The following is an 18012-nucleotide window of genomic DNA, read 5'->3' on the forward strand; positions in this document are numbered from 1 at the left end:
CGTTCTCCCTCGATTCAATGAAGGCGCGGCACGCCATAGATCACCGCGTAGATCGGCAGCCAGGAGAACACGACGAAGTACCAGTACAGCGCGTTCTCGCTCACGTCGACGAAGCGCTGGCCTTCCATCGGGCCGGTGAACAGCAGCACGTCCAGCACGGCCGTGTCGTAGGTGTCGGTGAGCAGGTGCACCGTGTGCAGCCCGAGCAGCGTCCACACGACCGAGCCGTAGGCGTTGTGGTCCCAGCGCGTGTGCAGCGCCGCAAACTCGAAGCCCCGCAGCACCAGGAAGGCCAGCGCGAACAGCAGGCACACCAGCAGCCAGCCGCGCGTGCGCACCAGGTCGCGGGCTTCGGCCGCGCGCTTGGCCTTCTGGTTCGGCCAGATGCTTGCGAGCAGGATCAGCGTGTTGGCCGACCCCCACAGCAGGTCGGGCGGCGGTGCGCCGAGGGGCCAGCTGTCCGCCTGGCTGCGCAGGTACAGGTAGGCGCCGATGGCGATTGCGAAGATCGTGCCCTCGATCGCGATCAGGCCGAAGGTGCCCCACCACATCAGGCTGCGGTGGCCGAAGGCATAGCTCGGCAGGGCCGAGACGTCGAGCTCGCGCCGTGGCGCCGTCATGGCCCCTGCTCCAGGCGAAGGTGCACCGCGGTTTCCGCGCGCCGGGGCCAGAACCAGGCCGTGAGCGCGATCGCGATCGGGATGCCGCCCCACACCACGGCCCACGGCGTGAAGATGGAGCCGATGAACAGCACCGTGACGGCCAGTGCGCTGACCAGCGGCCAGATGGTCGGGTCGGGGAAGTTGACGCGCAGGTCGGGCCGCGCATCGAGCACGGTGGTGGCGAGCAGCTCGCGCGTATGGGCCGCGAGACCGCCCACGTGCGTGAAGGGCGGTGGCCTGCCGTCGGCCGCGGCGCGCGGCGGCTCCCAGAGCGGATCGCGGCCGTGCACCACCGGAATCGCGTGGAAGTTGCATGGCGGCGGCGGCGACTCGGTGGCCCATTCGAGCGTACCGGCGCCCCAGGGGTTGGGGCCCGCGGGCGCGCCGCGGCGCAGGCTGCGCAGCGCGTTCACCACGAACAGCAGCGCCGACAGCGCGATGATCCAGGAACCGAGGGTCGCGACCAGGTTCAGCGTGTCCCAGCCCAGGCCCGCCTGGTAGGTGTAGACCCGGCGCGGCATGCCCCGGAGGCCGAGCAGGTGCATCGGGAAGAAGGTCACGTTGAAGCCGACGAAGAAGAGCCAGAAGTTCCAGCGCCCGAGGCGCTCGCTCATGAGCCGGCCGGTGATCTTGGGATACCAGTAGTAGAAGGCGCCGAACAGCGGGAACACCGCGCCGCCGATCAGCACGTAATGCAGGTGCGCCACCACGAAGTAGCTGTCGTGCACCTGCAGGTCCAGCGGCACCGAGGCCAGCATGATGCCGGTCAGGCCGCCCAGCACGAGGATGAAGAAGAAACCGAGCGCGAAGAGCAGCGGCGTCTTGAAGTCGAGCCGGCCGCTGCACAGCGTGGCGATCCAGCAGAAGATCTGCACGGCCGAGGGAACGGCGATCAGCATGCTCGCCGCGGTGAAGAAGCTCTTGCCGAGCTCCGGCAGGTTGACCGCGAACATGTGGTGCACCCACAGCCCGAAGGCCAGGAAGGCGGTGGCGATCAGCGCCAGCACCATGGCGGTGTAGCCGAAGATCGGCCGCCGCGCGAAGGTCGGGATGATGGCCGAGAGAAAGCCCAGGCCGGGCAGGAAGATCAGGTAGACCTCGGGGTGGCCGAAGAACCAGAACAGGTGCTGCCAGAGCACCGCGTCGCCGCCCTCGGCCGGGTTGTAGAAGTGCGTGCCGACCAGCCGGTCCGTGATCAGCGTGGTGCTCGCCAGCATCACCGCAGGCATCGCGAACAGCACCATGAAGGCCGTCACCAGCATGGCCCAGGCGAACAGCGGAATGCGGTTGAGCGCCATGCCCGGCGCGCGCAGCTTGAACACGGTGGTGATCACCACGATGGCCTCCAGCAGCGCCGACAGCTCGGTGAAGGTGATCATCTGGGCCCAGAAGTCGGTGCGCTTGCCGGGCGAATAGTCGGGCCCCGCGAGCGGCACGTACGAGAACCAGCCCACGTCGGGCGCGGCGCCCAGCGCGAACACCGCGTAGAGCATCAGCCCGCCGAACAGGAAGATCCAGTAGGCGAAGGCGTTCAGGCGCGGAAAGGCGACGCTGCGCGTGCCCAGCATCAGGGGCAGCAGGTACACGGCCACGGCCTGCATCACCGGCACGGCGAAGAGGAACATCATGGTCGAGCCGTGCATCGTGAACAGCTGGTTGTAGAGGTCGGGCCCGACCAGCCGCGCGCCGGGCCGCGCGAGCTGCAGCCGCATCACGAACGCGAGCAGCCCGCCCGCCACGAAGAAGCAGAAGGTGGTGACGATGAAGCGGCGCGCGATCGCCTTGTGGTTGACGGCGGCCAGCCAGCCGAGCAGCCCGGGCGGATCGCGCCAGGTGGCGTCCAGCGCGGCGGCTTCGGGCGAGCCGGGGCCGGGGCCGTCCTTCAGGTGCGGCGGGGCGGGGGTGCGGCCGGGTTGCTGCTGCATGGCGCGTTCGTCGTTCATCAGCGCAGGGTCTGCAGGTAGCCGACCAGCGCGTCCATGTCTTCGGACGAGAGCCGGGTGGCGGGCATGTAGGTGCCGGGCTTGACCTGCTGCGGATCGGCGATCCAGCGCCGCAGGTCTTCCGGCGTGTTGGCCAGGCTGCCCGCGGCCAGCGTGCTGCGGCTTGCCAGGTGCGTGAGGTTCGGCCCGCGCACGGCCTGCGCCGAGGTGCCGTCGATGGCGTGGCACATCGCGCAGCTCGAACGCATGAAAATTTCGCGGCCGCGCAGCAGCTGGCCTTCTGCGGGTTCGCCGGCCGTGCGGCGCTGCGCCGCGGCCCAGGCCGCATAGCGCTCGGGCGGCTCGGCCAGCACGAAGAAGGCCATCAGCGCATGCTGCGAGCCGCAGAACTCGGCGCACTGGCCGCGGTAGATGCCGTCGCGGTCGGCGCGGAAATTCAGGGTGGCGGTGCGGCCCGGGATCAGGTCCTTCTTGCCCGCGAGGCTCGGCACCCAGAAGCTGTGGATCACGTCGTCGGCCTTGAGCGTGACGATCACGGGCCGGCCGGTCGGCACATGGATCTCGTTGGCGGTCATGAAGCTGTCGGCCACCTGCGGCTCCACGTAGCGCACCTCCCACCACCACTGGTGGGCCGTCACCTCGAGCCGCAGCGCGCCGTCGGTGGACAGCCGCGCGAGCGCGCGGTCGGTGAAGATGCTGGCCGCGATGAGCGCGAGCAGCAGCAGCGTGGAGGCCGCCACGGCCGCGATCACGCTGCGCCGGCGGCCGGGCTCGGGCCGGCCCAGGGACGACAGGTCCGGCGCGCTTTCCGCACCCGCGCGCTGCGCGCGCAGCAGCGCGACGAGCAGCGCCGCCAGCACGGCTGCGAAGACCACCGTGCACACCGCCAGCGTCAGCGTCCACAGCGCATGCACATGGCCCGCCTGCGGGCCGAAAGGGGCGAGCACGTCGTGCAGTGCGTCCATCATCATTTCGCTCCCGGGCGCGCGGGTTCGCGGTCGCGCGCGGCTTCCGGTTCGTTGGCCTGCAGGGCATCGGCGCGGCCGGGGGCCGTGTCCTTGTGCAGTTGGCCGCTCATCGAGCGCACATAGGCGGTGAGCTGCCACACCTGGTCCTCGCTCAGGTGCCCGCCGAACGAAGGCATGCCGTTGGGCCGCCCCTGCATGATGGTGCTGAAGACCTGCGCCGGCTCGCTGCCGTAGCGCCACTGGTCGTCGATGAGCGCGGGCCCCATGCCGCCGCCGCCCTGCGCGTGGCAGCCGGCGCAGTTGTACCAGCGGTACAGGCGCTTGCCCTGCGCCACGTTGTAGGCGTTGTCTTCGTAGCCTTCGCCGTTGCCCACCGGCAGGCGCACCGGATCGCTGCGCGCCTCGGCCGGCTGCAGCGCGCTGGTCCTCGGTGCTTCGGGGCGCGGCGCCGCGCGGTTGTCGGGCGGCGTCTCGAAGCGGCGCATCTCGCGCTCGCAGGCGCACAGCGCCAGGCTCGATGCGAGCGCGAGCACCGCGGTGCCGGCCATCCGCAGCGGCGGCGTTCTCATGGCGGCTCCCCGTTCGAGACGGGAAGGCGCGGCACCGCATAGGCATCGAGGATGCGGCCGATGTCGGCGCCGCGCCGCAGCAGGAAATCGTCGAGCCGCGCCTTCATCGCGCGATCGTCCTTGCGCACGCCCATCGCAATCGAGAAGCTGAAAGGCAGGTCCGGATCGCCGGGCGCCGCGGCCGGCGTGAGCCGCAGCGCCGGTGTGGCGCGGGCCGCGAAGTAGCCCGCCTGCGGCCCCCAGACCACGGCCGCATCGAGCTCGCCCTGCGCCACCGCCTCCACCATGCGCTGCGCGGGCGGCCCGTCGCCGGACACGGTGAAGCCGACCACGTTGCGCACCGCGTCGTGCCGCGCCAGCACATGGCCCGGCGGCGTCGCGGCCAGGTCGTTGCCCACCAGCTGCACGCCGATGCGCAGCGCGGGCAGGCGGGCATCGTCGAAGGAGCGCAGCGCATCGGCCATCTCGGCCCGCGCCCCGGGCTGCACGAACACATAGCTCGAGCGGTAGTAGGGCCTCGTGGCCAGCACGCGCTCGTCGCCCGCGGGCACGCCGATGATCACGTCGCAGGCATGGGCGCCGAGCGTCTTGCGCACGAAGCCGCGCCGGTCGGGCAGCCATGCGTACTGCAGCGGCAGACCCAGGTCGTCGGCCAGCAGGCGTGCGATGCGGTTCTCGAAGCCGCTCTGATCCTCGCGCGAGTAGGGCAGGTTGTCGGGCTCCGCGCAGACGCGCAATGCGGCGGCTGGCTCCTGCGCGCCGGCACGGGGCAGCGCACCCGCCAGCGCGAGCAGGAGGGCAGCGCAGGCGGCGCGCGCGAAGTCAGTCCGGCAGCTTGAAGGCATACAGCTTGCCGCCCTTGCGCGTGGCCGCGGGCAGGTCCCTCATGGCGTTGGCGAAACCCAGCGCAGCGGTGCCGTCGCGCGCGTCCAGGTCGCCCGAAACCACCGCGCCCGCCCAGCCGCCGACGCCCGACAGCACGGCCACGTACTGCCTGCCGTCGGGTCCGCGGTAGGACACCGGCTGGCCGATGATCCCGGAGTCGGTCCGGTACTGCCACAGCAGTGCGCCCGTATGTGCATCGAGGGCCTTGAACCAGCCGTCCATCGTGCCGTAGAAGACCACGTCGCCCGCGGTCGCGAGCGCGCCGCTCCAGACCGGGAAATTCTCTTCCTTCGTCCACGCGGCCTTGCCGGCGGCCGGGTCCCATGCGGTGAAGCGGCCGCGCTGGCCGCCGGGCCCCGCGTACATGCGCGCATCGGTGCCCACATACGGCGTGCCCGCGATGTAGCTGACCTGGGAGGACTGGCTGTCCTGGCACAGGTTCTGGTGCGGGATGTAGACCAGCCGCGTGCGCGGCGAGTACGCCGAAGGCTGCCAGTCCTTGCCGCCGGGCGAGGCCGGGCAGATCCCGCGGATGGTCTTGCCGACCTTCGGCTCCCTGGCCGGGTCCTGGCGCAGGCGGCCGGTCTGCAGGTCCACGCCCAGGGAGGTCGTCACCTTCACGAAGGGCCGGGCCGACAGCACCTCGCCGCTCGCGCGGTCGAGCAGGTAGACGTGGCCGTTGCGGTCGGGGTGGACCAGCACCTTGCGCGGCTTGCCGCCCACTTCGGCGTCGACCAGGATGTTCTCGTTCACGCCGTCGTAGTCGTGCAGGTCGTGCGGGCTGAACTGGTAGAACCAGACCGCCTCGCCGGTGTCCGGGCGGCGCGCGAAGATCCCGGCGGTCCAGCGGTTGTCGCCCGGCCGCTGCTCGGGATTCCATGGCCCCGGGTTCCCGGTGCCGTAGTAGACGAGGTCGAGCTCGGGGTCGTAGGAGATCCAGCCCCATGCGTTGCCGCCGCCGATCTTCCAGGCCTCGGGCGGCCAGGAACTCACGCCCAGGTCCTTGCCGCGGTCCTGCGCATAGAAGGGCTTGAACTGCGGGCCGATCAGCACGTCGCTGTCCGGCCCCGTGCTCCATGCGCGCCACACGGTCTTGCCGGTGGCGGCGTCGAGAGCGGCAAGCCAGCCGCGCACGCCGAACTCGCCGCCGCTGTTGCCCACCAGCACCTTGTTCCTGACCACCAGCGGCGCCATCGTCATGGTCTCGCCGCTGCGGATGTCGCCGAGCTTCGCGCGCCAGAGCTCGGCGCCGCTTGCCGCGTCGACCGCGAGGGTCTGGTTGTCCAGCGTGTTGAAGAAGATGCGGCCGTCCGCATAGGCGGCGCCGCGGTTGACCTGGTCGCAGCAGGCCACGCCCTGTGAGCCGGCCTCGGGCCTGGGCTCGAACTTCCACTTGAGCGGCGCGCCGGGCTTGGCGAGGTCGAGCGCGAAGAGCGTGTTGGGGTAGGGGCCCACGATGTACATCGTGCCGCCCACCACCAGCGGCGCGGCCTCGTGCCCGCGCACCACGCCGGTGGAAAAGGTGAAGGCCGGCTGCAGCTTCGCGGCGTTGGCGCTCGTGATCTCGGCCAGCGGGCTGAAGCGCGTGCCCGCATGGTCGCGCGCGGCCATGGTCCATTCGCCGTCACCGCCGCCGTGCGGCATGCCGTCGGCCGGCGCGGGCTGCGCGAGCGCGAGCGAGGCCGGCAAGAGGCTGCTCAGCAGCAGCAGGCCGGCCCATCCGGCGCGGCGCTTCTTCTTGGTGTGTTTCTGGCTTCGCATCGACCGTGAGTCCGGCATGAGGGCCTCAGCAAATTAGCAAGGCAAGGACCGCCAGTTGTAGGGCGGCAAGCCGACTTCGCCGTCGGCAACGGCTGATGCACTGGCTACCTCGGCGGCATGGCGCCCGGTGCCGTGCGCGCGGGGCCGCCCTGCAGCAGCCGCGCCGCCGCGACCAGCGCCACCACCAGGTAGGCCAGGCCGGCCGGCACCCACATGATGAGTCCGCCCAGGCGCTGGTCCTCGAGCAGGTCGAAGCCCAGCGCGGGCGTGGCGGTGCCGTAGGCCGGATACCAGGGCACGGTCGAGAAGGTCAGCAGCGCGCCGAGGGCGCCGGTGTGCACCATGGTCGTGAAGAGATACAGCATCGAGCCGCCGTGCCCGGCGCGCGAAGCGCCGGCGAGCGGCGGCCACCAGAACAGCAGCGCCGTCGCAAGAAAGCTCGCATGCTGCAGGCTGTGCACGGCCTGGCTGCGCAGCGCCGCCTCGAAGAACAGCGGCAGGTGCCAGGCCCAGAGCGCGAGGCCGTGCAGGGCCCAGGCGACCGGCGCACAGGTCAGCACTTCCCAGGCGGCGGCCAGCGCGGGCTGCCGCACCAGGCGCGTGGTTCGCATGCGCCACGGCGCCGGCAGTGCCCAGGTCCAGACCGCCAACGGCCGGCCGATCACCAGCAGCGGCGCGGCCAGGATCATGAGCACCTCGTGCTGCACCATGTGCGCGGAAAACAGATAGCCCCCGAGCGCATCGAGCGGCGAGACCAGCGCCAGCACCAGCGCGAGCCAGCCCGCGCCGAACGAAGCCGCGCGCCGCATGCCGACCCCGCGGCCCGCGCCGGCCTTGCGCCACAGGCGCAGCAGGCCGGCCAGGTAGAGCAGCAGGCTCGCGCCCAGGCAGGCCAGCACCCAGGGCTCCAGGCTCCAGCCGAGGGCGGGCACGGCCGTCGCCGGCTCCGGCGCGTGCGCGCTGGCCAGCGGCGCCGTCAGCAGCAACAGCAGCAACAGCAGCAGCAATGCAGCACGGGCGCGGCATGCGCGCCGTGTGGAAGGCCGGGAGCCGGCCGGCGGCGTCATGGCTTGCATGGCCTCAGTCTGAGCCAACTGCGCCAAGGCTGCTTGCTCGACGCGGGACACGAGGGGTAAAAAAAGGGGCTTGAAACCGGTCGGGCCAACCCTCAGATGTGCGCCGGAGGCTGTGCCGCCTCCATTCTTCGCCTTGTTCCTTGTTCATTCATTCCCTTTCGAGGAGATTGTCTTGACGATGAAGATCGCGCAGATCGCGCCCCTGTACGAAGCCGTTCCGCCGCGGCTCTATGGCGGCACCGAACGGGTCGTTGCCCACCTGGCCAATGCGCTGGTGGACCAGGGCCACGAGGTCACGCTGTTCGCCTCCGCGGACACGCAGACCCGGGCCCGCCTGGCGCCCATGCGGGCCCAGGCCCTGCGGCTGGACCCGGCGCCGCTGAAGTCCGACCTGGCCAGCCACCTCTGCATGCTCCACGAAGTGCGACGACGAGCGCACGAGTTCGACGTGCTGCATTTCCACGTCGACCTGCTGCACTTTCCCTTCTTCGAGGACATGGCCGGCCGCACCCTCACCACGCTGCACGGGCGCCTGGACATCGCGGACCTGCCCGGCGCGTACATGCGCTGGAACCAGTTTCCGCTGGTCTCCATCTCGCGCCACCAGCGCAAGCCGCTGCCCTTTGCCAACTGGCTCGCGACCATTCCGCATGGACTCGAAGAGACGCCCTACGCCTTCGAGCCGAACCCCGGCGGCTACCTGGCCTTCCTTGGCCGCATCTCGCCCGAGAAGCGGCCCGACCGCGCCATCGAGATCGCCAGGCGCGCGGGGCTGCCGCTGAAGATCGCGGCCAAGGTCGACGCGGCGGACGCGACCTACTTCGCGCAGAAGATCCGGCCGCTGCTGGACGATCCGCTGGTCGAGTTCATCGGCGAGATCGGCGACGCCGACAAGGCCGCGTTCCTGGGCGGCGCGCGCGCGCTGCTGTTCCCGATCGACTGGCCCGAGCCCTTCGGCCTGGTGATGATCGAGGCCATGGCCTGCGGCACGCCGGTGATCGGCTGGCGCTGCGGCTCGGTGCCCGAGGTGATCGAGCATGGCGTGAGCGGGCTCATCGTCGAGGACGAGGCGCAGGCCGTCGAGGCGGTGCACGCCATCGGCGCGCTCGACCGCCGCCGCGTGCGGCAGGCCTTCGAGCGGCGCTACTCGGCCCAGGCCATGGCCAGCGCCTATGTCGAGCAGTACGCGCGCCTGGCCGGCGGCGGCGCGCTCCTGCCGCAGGAGCCGCACGAGCCCCTCTACCGCGAGGCCGCCTGAACATGAACATGAGCACCGAAGTACCTGCCACCGAGCAGGCCGAGCCAGCGCCCGAGCGCGCGGTGCAGCATGCCTTCGTGCTCAAGGAGGGCGACACCTACTTCGTGATGGACGGCCACGGCGACGTGGGCGGCGGCGTGGACGGGCTCTTCCACGACGACACGCGCATGCTGTCGACCTTCGTGCTCCGGCTGGGCGGCGCGCGGCCACCGCTTTTGTCCAGCGGCGTGAGCCACGACAACGTCTTCTTCATTGCGAACCTCACCAACCGTCCGCTGCCGGTGCTCGGATCGACGTCGATGCCGCAGGGCGTGATCCATCTGGAGCGCAAGCGCTTTCTCTGGGGTGCGCGGCTGTTCGAGCGCATCCGGCTGGTCAACTACGGCGACCAGCCCGCGCAGGCGCCGCTCACGTTGCAGTTCGGCGCCGACTTCCGCGACATGTTCGAGGTGCGCGGCCAGCGGCGCGCGCGGCGCGGCGAGATCGGCCCGCCCGAGGTCGGTGCGCAGGGCGTGGTGCTGCGCTACCAGGGACTGGACACCGTCACGCGGCTGGCCTGCATCGATTTTTCCGAGGCGCCGCAGCGCCTGGACGCGGGCACCGCCGCATTCGCCGTGCCGCTGGCCGCGCGCGGCCACTGGACGCTCTACCTGGAGGTGGGCACGGCACCCGCGCGGCCCGGCGCCCAGCGCTTCCGCGAGGCCAGCGTGCTCGCGCGCTGGCGCATGCGCCAGCGGCAACGGCGCGGCTCGCGGCTGCACGCCTCGGGGCGCCTGTTCCAGGCCTGGCTCGACCGCTCGCGCGCCGACCTCGCGCTGCTCACCACCGACCTGCCCACCGGCCCCTATCCCTATGCGGGCATCCCGTGGTTCTCGACGCCGTTCGGGCGCGACGCCATCGTCACGGCCTTCCAGACGCTGTGGATCGACCCGAGGCTGGCGCAGGGCGTGCTCGAATTCCTGGCGGCGCGGCAGGCGCACCAGACCTCGAGCTTCCGCGATGCGGAGCCCGGAAAGATCATGCACGAGACCCGCAAGGGCGAGATGGCCGCCGTCGACGAACTGCCCTTCGGCCAGTACTACGGCGGCGTCGACACCACGCCGCTGTTCGTGGCGCTGGCCGGCGCCTATGCACGGCGCACCGGCGACCGCGCCACCATCGACCGCATCTGGCCCGCGCTCGGCGCGGCCTGCGAATGGATGGAGCGGAACATGGCGCGCCACCCCGACGGCCTGCTCGCCTACCAGCGCGGCGAAGCCAGCGGCCTGGTCAACCAGGGCTGGAAGGACAGCCACGATTCCATCTTCCACGCCGACGGCCGCACGCCCGAGGGGCCGATCGCGCTGGTGGAGGTCCAGGGCTATGCCTATGCGGCCTTCCTTGCGATGTCGGCCATGGCCGAGTGGCGCGGCGACGCCGGCGCGAGCCGCTGGCGCCAGCGTGCGGCGGCCATGCGCCTCTCGGTCGAGAGCCGGTTCTGGCTCGACGACCTGGGCTTCTATGCGCTGGCCATCGACGGTGCCAACCAGCCTTGCCGCGTGCGCGCTTCCAATGCGGGCCACCTGCTGTTCGCCGGCCTGCCGAGCGCGGAGCGGGCCCAGGCCGTGGGCCGCCAGCTGCTGTCGTCGGCCTTCGCATCGGGCTGGGGCGTCCGCACCCTGCCGGCGGAGGCGGTGCGCTTCAATCCGATGTCCTATCACAACGGATCGGTGTGGCCGCACGACGCGGCCCTGTGCGCGGCCGGCCTCGCGCGCTACGGCGAGCGCGACGGCGTGGTGCGCATCCTGGACAACCTGTTCGAGTCGGCCACGCACTTCGGCATGCGGCTGCCGGAACTGTTCTGCGGCTTCGACCGCGAGCCGGGCCAGTCGCCCGTGGCCTATCCGGTGGCATGCCTGCCGCAGGCCTGGGCCGCGGGCTCGGTGTTCATGCTGCTGCAGGCCTGCCTGGGCCTGCAGGTGGACGGCATCCGGCGCGAGGTGAAGATCGTGCAGCCGCGGCTGCCGGCCGACATCGACCAGCTGCACGTGCAGCGGCTGCAGGTGGGCCACGCGCGGGTGGACCTGCATTTCCAGCGGCTCGAGGAGCGCATCGTCGTGGTCGCGCAAACGGCGCCCGGCACGCCCGGCGTCCAGGTCAACCTGCAGCTCTAGCGCGGCGGCCCGCGGCGGGCTGGCATGACATTTCTGAGCGCATCGGCGCCGCGGGTTGACACTGAATGTCATCCGCGGCGCGGCCTGCCGCACCTTCGCGGTGCCGCCCGTGTCCTGCGCTGCGATTCGGTGAATAGGAAAGAATGCATCCGCCGATTGGGCATGCATGTTGCGGTAACGAGGTTTAACAAAACTCGATCCCGACATGCATCAGTCACAAAGCGAAAACAACGACAGCCATCCCCTGGACCGCCGCGCATTCTGCGTGGGCGCCGTGAGCCTCGCGGCCCTCGGCACCGCCGCGTGCGGAGGAGGGGGAGGTGGTGGCGGCGGCGTGGCGGGCGGCTTCGGCGCGCTGGGCGGCGGTGCGCCGCAGGCGGATGCATCGGCACCGGCGGCGGCCCCGCCAGCCGCGCCCGATGCACCCGCGGCGCCCGATGCGGCGCCCCCCGCACCGCAGGCGCGCAAGTTCGTGCACCCCGGCCTGCTGCACACCGAGGCCGACTTCGAGCGCATGCGCCAGAAGGTCGCGGCCAATGCGCAGCCCTGGGTCGCCGGCTGGAACGCGCTCACGTCCAATGGCCGTTCGCAGCTCGGCGCCAAGCCGCGGCCGCTGGCCACGGTGATTCGGGGGGACGTCCCGGGCCAGAACTTCGCGCAGTTCTACATCGACGTCGCGCGCGCCTACCAGCTCGCGCTGCGCTGGAAGGTTTCTCAGGACACGCGCTATGCCGACCTTGCCGTGGTCTTCCTGAACGAGTGGTCCTCCACGCTGAAAGAGGTCACGGGCAATGCCGACCGCTTCCTTGCGGCGGGCATCTACGGCCAGCAGTTCGCGAATGCGGCCGAGATCATGCGCTCCTATCCGGGATGGGCGGCCAGCGATTTCGCGCGCTTCCAGAACATGATGCTCACGGTGTTCTATCCGCTCAACCACGACTTCCTCGACAGGCACAACGGTGCGGTGATCACCAACTACTGGGCCAACTGGGACCAGTGCGCAATGGGCTCGATCCTGGCCATCGGCGTGCTGTGCGACCGGCCAGACCTCTACGACGAGGCGATCAGCTACTACAAGGCGGGCCAGGGCAATGGCGCCGGCCTGCAGGCGGTCTACCACGTGCATCCCGGCTACCTCGGCCAGTGGCAGGAGAGCGGCCGCGACCAAGGGCACTGCACGCTGGGCATCGGCCTGGCGGGCGCCTTCTGCGAGATGGCGTGGAACCAGGGCGACGACATCTACGGCTACGAGAACAACCGCTTCCTTGCCGGCGCCGAGTACGTGGCCAAGTCCAATCTGCAGGACGGCGCCGGCAACTTCTACACCGTGCCCTTTCTCACCAGCACCAACCGGCAGGGAACGAAGACCGTGCTGGGGGACGGCCTCGGCCACCGGCGCGGCATCTGGGAAAGCGTCTACAACCACTATGCGAACCGGCTGGGCATCGCCACGCCCTACACCGCGCTGCAGGCCGAGCAGATGCGGCCCGAGCTGGACGGCAGCAACGGCGACCAGCTCGGCTTCGGCACGCTCACCTACACGCGCGATCCGATCGCGACGCCGCTGCGGCCGAGCGGGCTCACCGCGCGCGTGCATGGACCGCAGGTCGAGCTCTCATGGTGGGGCTGCACCGGCGCGCTGAGCTATTCGGTCAAGCGCGCCACCATGGCGGGCGGCCCCTATGCCACGGTGGCCACGGGCATCAGCGATACGCTGACTTTCACCGACAGCACCGTCGCGCCCGGCGTGGTGTACCACTACGCGGTGGTGGCGCTGACCGCGGCCGGAGAAAGCAAGCCCTCCGACGAGGCCCGCGCCGCCATCAAGGCCGAGCTGCTGTTGCAGCGCGACTTCAGCGAGACGCAGGCGGCCGCCGACTATGCCGAGCTCCCCGTGGGCGTGGTCAAGGACGTGGCCGACTTCACCGTCGCATGCCGCGTGTTCCTGGACGAGATCTCGACCTGGGCGCGCGTCTTCGACTTCGGCTCCGGCGAGCGCCGCTACATGATGCTCACGCCGCGCAGCGACACCGGCAAGGTGCGCTACGCCATCTCGCCGGTCCACGGCTACAACATGCAGATGATCGAAGGCGCGTCGCCGCTGCCGACCGGCCGCTGGGTGCATGTGGCGGTGACCCTGTCCGGCACGCTCGGCACGCTGTACATCGACGGCGCGGTGGCCGGCAGCAATGCGCAGATGAGCTTCGCACCCTGCGAGCTCGGCGAGACCACGCGGAACCTGCTCGGGCGTTCGCAGTATCCCAACGACCCGCCGCTGCGCGGTCGCCTCGGCGATTTCCGCATCTACCAGGGCGCGCTGGGCGCCGCGGAGATTGCGGCGCTGGTCTAGGGCCGAACGCTGGAGCGCTACACCGCGCCGTGCGCCTCCACGTAGAGCGCATAGAGCGAATGGCTGCTCGCCATGTAGAGGCGGTTGCGCTTGGGCCCGCCGAACTCCAGGTTGGCGCAGCGCTCGGGAAGGCGGATGAAGCCGATCGGCTTGCCGTCGCGGTTGAAGACCTTCACGCCGTCCATCTCTTCGGATTTCCCGAGCGGCAGGTGGGCCTTCAGGCCGCCGCCCACGTCGGTGGGCTCGGGCGCGAACGCGCCGTTGAAGCCCCATCCGCACCAGAGGTTGCCGTCGCGGTCGACACGGAATCCGTCGAGCGCGCCGGGGCCGTCCGCATCGATGAGCTTGGTCTTGTTCGACACGCTGGCGCCATCGGCGGCAACGTCGTAGCTCCAGATGCTGCGGTTGGGCGTGCCCTTCCACTCGACCACGTAGAGCTTCTTCTCGTCCGGCGAGAACGCGAGCCCGTTCGGGTTCACCAGGTCTGTGATGACGGCGCTGAGCTTGCCATCGCTCGCGATGCGGTAGACATTAGTGGTGGCCTGCTCCGGCGTGGCCTTCGATCCTTCCCACTCGCCGTTGATGCCGAAGGTCGGGTCGGTGAACCACACGCTGTCGTCCGACTTCACGACCACGTCGTTGGGCGCGTTGAGCTTCTTGCCCTCGTAGCTGTCGGCCAGCACGGTGATGCGGCCGTTCTTCTCGGTGCGCACCACGCGGCGCGTGACCGAATGCTCGCAGGTGACGAGGCGGCCCTGGCGGTCGCGCGTGTTGCCGTTGGCATAGTTGGCGTTCTGCTTGTGCACCGTGAACTTGCCGGTCTTCTCGTCGTACTTCATGAGCCGGTTGTTCGGAATGTCGCTGCACAGCAGGTAGCCGCCCTCCGGAAAGTACACCGGCCCCTCGGCCCAGCGCATGCCGGTGCCCAGCTGCTCGACGGTGCTGCTGTAGATGCGGTACTTGGCAAAGCTCGGGTCCAGGATCAGCACCGAAGGGTCCGGGTAGCGCTGGTGGGGCTTGAAGTCGAAGGACTGCGCATTGGCCAGCCCGGCGAAGGCGGCCAGTCCGGAGCCCGCGGCATTCTTCAGGAAGCGGCGGCGAGGCTCGAGGGCTTTGTTCTGCATCTGTAGATCTCCTTTGTCGTCGTTGCGGAAAACCGGCGGACGCCGATCTTACGTACCCGCCGCGCGCGGCCGGGCCCTTCGCAGCGGCGAAGTGCGACATGGCTTACTTGTGGTCCCCGAGACTGCCGACACGGCCCGCCCGCCGCCCGCCTAAGCTGGAACCTGCAGCGGGCCTTCGCTGCAGAAGGGACATGCGATGACTCAGGTTCATGAAGTGATGACGCGCGGCGTGCGCACGGTGGCGCCGGGCGACACCATCGTGCAGGCCGCCAAGGCCCTGGAAGAACTCGAAGTGGGCGTGCTGCCGGTGTGCGACGGCAGCCGGCTGGTCGGCGTGGTGACCGACCGCGACATTGCCGTGCGCGGCGTGGCCCGCGAGATCGACCTTGGCGCATCGCCGGTCAAGCAGATCATGACCGCCGACGCGTACTGGTGCTATGCCGACGACACGGTCGACGAGGCGCTCAGCCAGATGAGCGCGGTGCAGATCCGCAGGCTTCCGGTGGTCGACCGCGACAAGCGCCTCGTGGGCATCCTGTCGCTGGGCGACGTGGCGGCCAAGGGCGAGGCCGGCGCGGCGGCCGATCCGCTCGGAAAGATATCGGAGCCCGCGCGGCCCAGGCACCTGTAGCACGGGCCAACAGGCAGCTTCGCTCAGGCGCTCTGCGCCTGCGGCTGGCCGGAGGCGCGCCGACGGATTTCGCTGTGCAGCGCGCGCTGTCCCGCGGCCAGCGCGGCTTCGTAGGTGTCCGCCGGATCGAAGGCGTCGCGGAGCACCTTGGGGTTCGCTCCGTTCGCATCCGTTTCGAGCAGGCGCCAGACAAATGATCCGAGGGCTGGCTCCTCGATGATGAGTTCGATGGGCTGTGTCATCCGGCCAACTTGCATGAACCCGCGCCAAATGTATGTAGGCGGAGTTCGAATGCTGCCGGCCCGGTGCCCCATGGGACTGGCGCCTCAGCCCGGCCTGCCGCCCGCGCCCTCGGCTCTCAGCCGCAATGCATTGGTGATGACCGACGCCGAGCTCAGGCTCATCGCCAGCGCCGCGATCATCGGCGACAGCAGCCAGCCCGTGAACGGGAACAGCACGCCCGCGGCCAGCGGCACACCGAGCGCGTTGTAGACGAACGCGAAGCCCAGGTTCTGCTTCATGTTGGCGATGGTCTTCTCGGAGACGATGCGCGCCTCGGCAATACCGCGCAGGTCGCCCTTGACCAGCGTCACCTGGGCGCTGTTCATCGCCACGTCGGTGCCGGTGCCCATGGCCACGCCGACATCGGCCTTGGCGAGCGCGGGCGCATCGTTGATGCCGTCGCCGGCCATCGCGACGATGCGGCCTTCGCGCTGCAGCTTCTCGACCAGCGCCAGCTTGTCGGCCGGCTTGACTTCGCCGTGCACCTCGTCGATGCCCAGCCTGGCGGCCACGGCGCGCGCGGTGGTCAGGCCGTCGCCCGTGGCCATGATCACGCGCATGCCCGATGCCTTGAGCGCCGCGAGCGCTTCCGCCGTGGTGGCCTTGACCGGGTCGGACACGGCCAGCAGGCCGGCGGGCTGGCCGTCGACCGCGAGGAACATCACGCTGGCTCCCTCGGCGCGCAGCGCCTCGGCCTGCGGCCGGAGCGCATCGACCGGCACGCCCAGCTGGTCCATCAGCGCGGTGTTGCCGAGCGCCAGCCGGCGGCCGCCGGCGCTGCCGTTCACGCCGATGCCGCTGGCGGACTCGAACTCGTCGGCCGCGGCCAGCGCAAGCCCGCGCTCGCGCGCCGCACGCACGATGGCATGCGCGAGCGGATGCTCGCTGCCCTGGTCGAGGCTTGCCGCGAGGCGCAGCACCTCGTCCTCGCTGAAGCCGGGCAGCGCCACCGCACGTTCGAAGCCCGGCTTGCCTTCGGTCAGCGTGCCGGTCTTGTCGACGATGAGCGCGTCGACCTTGCGGAAGTTCTCGATCGCGGCCGCATCGCGGAACAGCACGCCCTGCGTGGCCGCCTTGCCCGTGGCCACCATGATCGACATCGGCGTGGCCAGGCCGAGCGCGCAGGGACAGGCAATGATGAGCACCGCCACCGCATTGATGAGCCCGTGGGTCCAGCTCGGCGCCGGCCCGAAGAAGCCCCACGCAAAGAAGGTCAGCACCGCGATGCCGATCACGGCCATCACGAAGTAGCCGGCCACGTGGTCGGCCATGCGCTGCATCGGCGCGCGGGAGCGCTGGGCCTGCGCCACCATCTGCACGATGCTTGCGAGCACGGTCTGCGAGCCGACCTTTTCCGACTGCATCACCAGCGCGCCGCTGGTGTTGAGCGTGGCGCCGATGAGCTTGTCGCCGGCCCGCTTGGTCACGGGCAGCGGCTCGCCGGTGAGCATCGACTCGTCGACCGCGCTCGCGCCCTCGACCACCACGCCGTCCACCGGCACCTTCTCGCCGGGCCGCACGCGCAGCCTATCGCCGACGTGCACGTGGGCGATCGGCACGTCTTCTTCCGTGCCGTCGGCGCCGATGCGCCGCGCCGTCTTGGGCGCGAGGCCGAGCAGCGACTTGATGGCCGCCGAGGTCTGCGAGCGCGCCTTGAGTTCGAGGATCTGGCCCAGCAGCGTGAGCGAGATGATCACCGCGGCCGCCTCGAAGTACACCGCCACGCGGCCCATCGACATGAACGATTCGGGAAACACGCGCGGCGCCACCGTGGCCACCACGCTGTAGGCGAAGGCGGCCGCGGTGCCCAAGCCGATGAGCGTCCACATGTTGGGGCTGCGGTTGGCGACCGATTGCACGGCACGCCTGAAGAAGGGCCAGCCCGCCCACAGCACGATGGGCAGCGAAAGAACCAGCTCGATCCAGCTCTGCGTGGCCATCTCGAACCACTGCAGCCGGTGCCCCGCCATCGCGAGCACGGCCACCGCGAGCGTGAGCGGCAGCGTCCAAAGGAAGCGGCGCTTGAAGTCGCGCAGCTCGGGGTCTTCGCCCTCGTCGAGCGTCGGCATCTCGGGCTCCAGCGTCATGCCGCACTTGGGGCAGTTGCCCGGATGGTCCTGCCGGATCTCCGGATGCATCGGGCAGGTGTAGATGGTGCCGGCGGGCGCAGGCACAGGCACGGGCGTGTGGTCATGCGGCGCGTGGTGGCCTTCGTGATGCGGGTGCTGCGGCGCTCCGGAATGCGCGTGGTTCATCGAGTGCTCCAACGAGAAAGCAGGAAGATGCTGCTGCGCACCACGCGCAGCGCATCGCCAGTTTCCAGGCTGACACCGTGTCAAGGTCAAGGCTG

At 70.4% G+C, this 18012-nt stretch carries 14 protein-coding genes; 4 read left to right on the forward strand and 10 right to left on the reverse strand.

Features of this window, described 5'->3' with window-relative positions:
• Positions 1-14: 14 nt before the first annotated feature.
• The 7 genes from AC1DSC_RS30085 to AC1DSC_RS30115 all read right to left on the reverse strand — a co-directional run bounded on the left by AC1DSC_RS30085 (position 15) and on the right by AC1DSC_RS30115 (position 7855).
• On the reverse strand, positions 15-620 hold the full coding sequence (locus tag AC1DSC_RS30085; protein WP_012745849.1) for a cytochrome c oxidase subunit 3: 606 nt from the start codon (positions 618-620) through the stop codon (positions 15-17).
• Positions 617-2605: a cytochrome c oxidase subunit I gene (ctaD, locus tag AC1DSC_RS30090; RefSeq protein ID WP_436287238.1), complete on the reverse strand. Its 1989-nt coding sequence runs from the start codon at positions 2603-2605 to the stop codon at positions 617-619. Before ctaD ends, AC1DSC_RS30085 begins: the two co-directional genes overlap by 4 nt.
• The gene (gene coxB / locus AC1DSC_RS30095) at positions 2605-3573 is read right to left on the reverse strand and encodes a cytochrome c oxidase subunit II (RefSeq protein WP_478131991.1); all 969 of its coding nucleotides are present in this window, start codon (positions 3571-3573) and stop codon (positions 2605-2607) included. Before coxB ends, ctaD begins: the two co-directional genes overlap by 1 nt.
• Positions 3573-4142 carry a c-type cytochrome gene (locus AC1DSC_RS30100; RefSeq protein WP_436287240.1) on the reverse strand — a complete coding sequence of 190 codons (570 nt, stop codon included), beginning with the start codon at positions 4140-4142 and terminating at the stop codon, positions 3573-3575. The genes coxB and AC1DSC_RS30100 overlap by 1 nt, the downstream gene beginning before the upstream one ends.
• Positions 4139-4987: a substrate-binding domain-containing protein gene (locus AC1DSC_RS30105; RefSeq protein WP_436287241.1), complete on the reverse strand. Its 849-nt coding sequence runs from the start codon at positions 4985-4987 to the stop codon at positions 4139-4141. The genes AC1DSC_RS30100 and AC1DSC_RS30105 overlap by 4 nt, the downstream gene beginning before the upstream one ends.
• Positions 4965-6788, reverse strand: coding sequence for a methanol/ethanol family PQQ-dependent dehydrogenase (locus tag AC1DSC_RS30110; RefSeq protein ID WP_278878008.1), 1824 nt, complete (start codon positions 6786-6788; stop codon positions 4965-4967). The genes AC1DSC_RS30105 and AC1DSC_RS30110 overlap by 23 nt, the downstream gene beginning before the upstream one ends.
• A 104-nt stretch (positions 6789-6892) precedes the next feature.
• Positions 6893-7855 (reverse strand): cytochrome c oxidase assembly protein, encoded by a 963-nt coding sequence (locus tag AC1DSC_RS30115; protein ID WP_436288283.1) that lies wholly within the window; start codon positions 7853-7855, stop codon positions 6893-6895.
• Between the two features lie 187 nt (positions 7856-8042).
• On the opposite strand from AC1DSC_RS30115, the gene AC1DSC_RS30120 reads away from it, so the two are divergent.
• From AC1DSC_RS30120 to AC1DSC_RS30130, 3 genes are all read left to right on the forward strand, one after another.
• Positions 8043-9122 (forward strand): glycosyltransferase family 4 protein, encoded by a 1080-nt coding sequence (locus AC1DSC_RS30120; RefSeq protein WP_028254060.1) that lies wholly within the window; start codon positions 8043-8045, stop codon positions 9120-9122.
• Positions 9123-9124: 2 nt separating this feature from the next.
• Entirely contained in the window at positions 9125-11275 is a 2151-nt protein-coding gene (locus AC1DSC_RS30125; protein ID WP_478131992.1) for an amylo-alpha-1,6-glucosidase, read from the forward strand.
• A gap of 205 nt (positions 11276-11480) precedes the next feature.
• Entirely contained in the window at positions 11481-13625 is a 2145-nt protein-coding gene (locus AC1DSC_RS30130) for a LamG-like jellyroll fold domain-containing protein (protein ID WP_436287243.1), read from the forward strand.
• A 17-nt stretch (positions 13626-13642) separates the two neighbouring features.
• On the opposite strand, the gene AC1DSC_RS30135 is transcribed toward AC1DSC_RS30130, so the two are convergent.
• Entirely contained in the window at positions 13643-14749 is a 1107-nt protein-coding gene (locus AC1DSC_RS30135) for an SMP-30/gluconolactonase/LRE family protein (protein WP_436287244.1), read from the reverse strand.
• 196 nt (positions 14750-14945) lie between these two features.
• Here AC1DSC_RS30135 and AC1DSC_RS30140 point away from each other — a divergent pair, with 196 nt between their 5' ends.
• Positions 14946-15380: a CBS domain-containing protein gene (locus tag AC1DSC_RS30140; protein ID WP_278877315.1), complete on the forward strand. Its 435-nt coding sequence runs from the start codon at positions 14946-14948 to the stop codon at positions 15378-15380.
• Positions 15381-15403: 23 nt separating this feature from the next.
• Here the strand turns inward: AC1DSC_RS30140 and AC1DSC_RS30145 are convergent, their stop codons facing one another.
• Complete coding sequence (locus tag AC1DSC_RS30145) at positions 15404-15622, reverse strand: hypothetical protein (RefSeq protein ID WP_278877313.1); 219 nt, start codon at positions 15620-15622, stop codon at positions 15404-15406.
• 84 nt (positions 15623-15706) lie between these two features.
• Positions 15707-17917, reverse strand: a complete 2211-nt coding sequence (locus tag AC1DSC_RS30150; protein ID WP_436287245.1) for a copper-transporting P-type ATPase — start codon at positions 17915-17917, stop codon at positions 15707-15709.
• Positions 17918-18012 lie beyond the last annotated feature (95 nt).

Source organism: Variovorax sp. 01N425, from assembly GCF_056399465.1.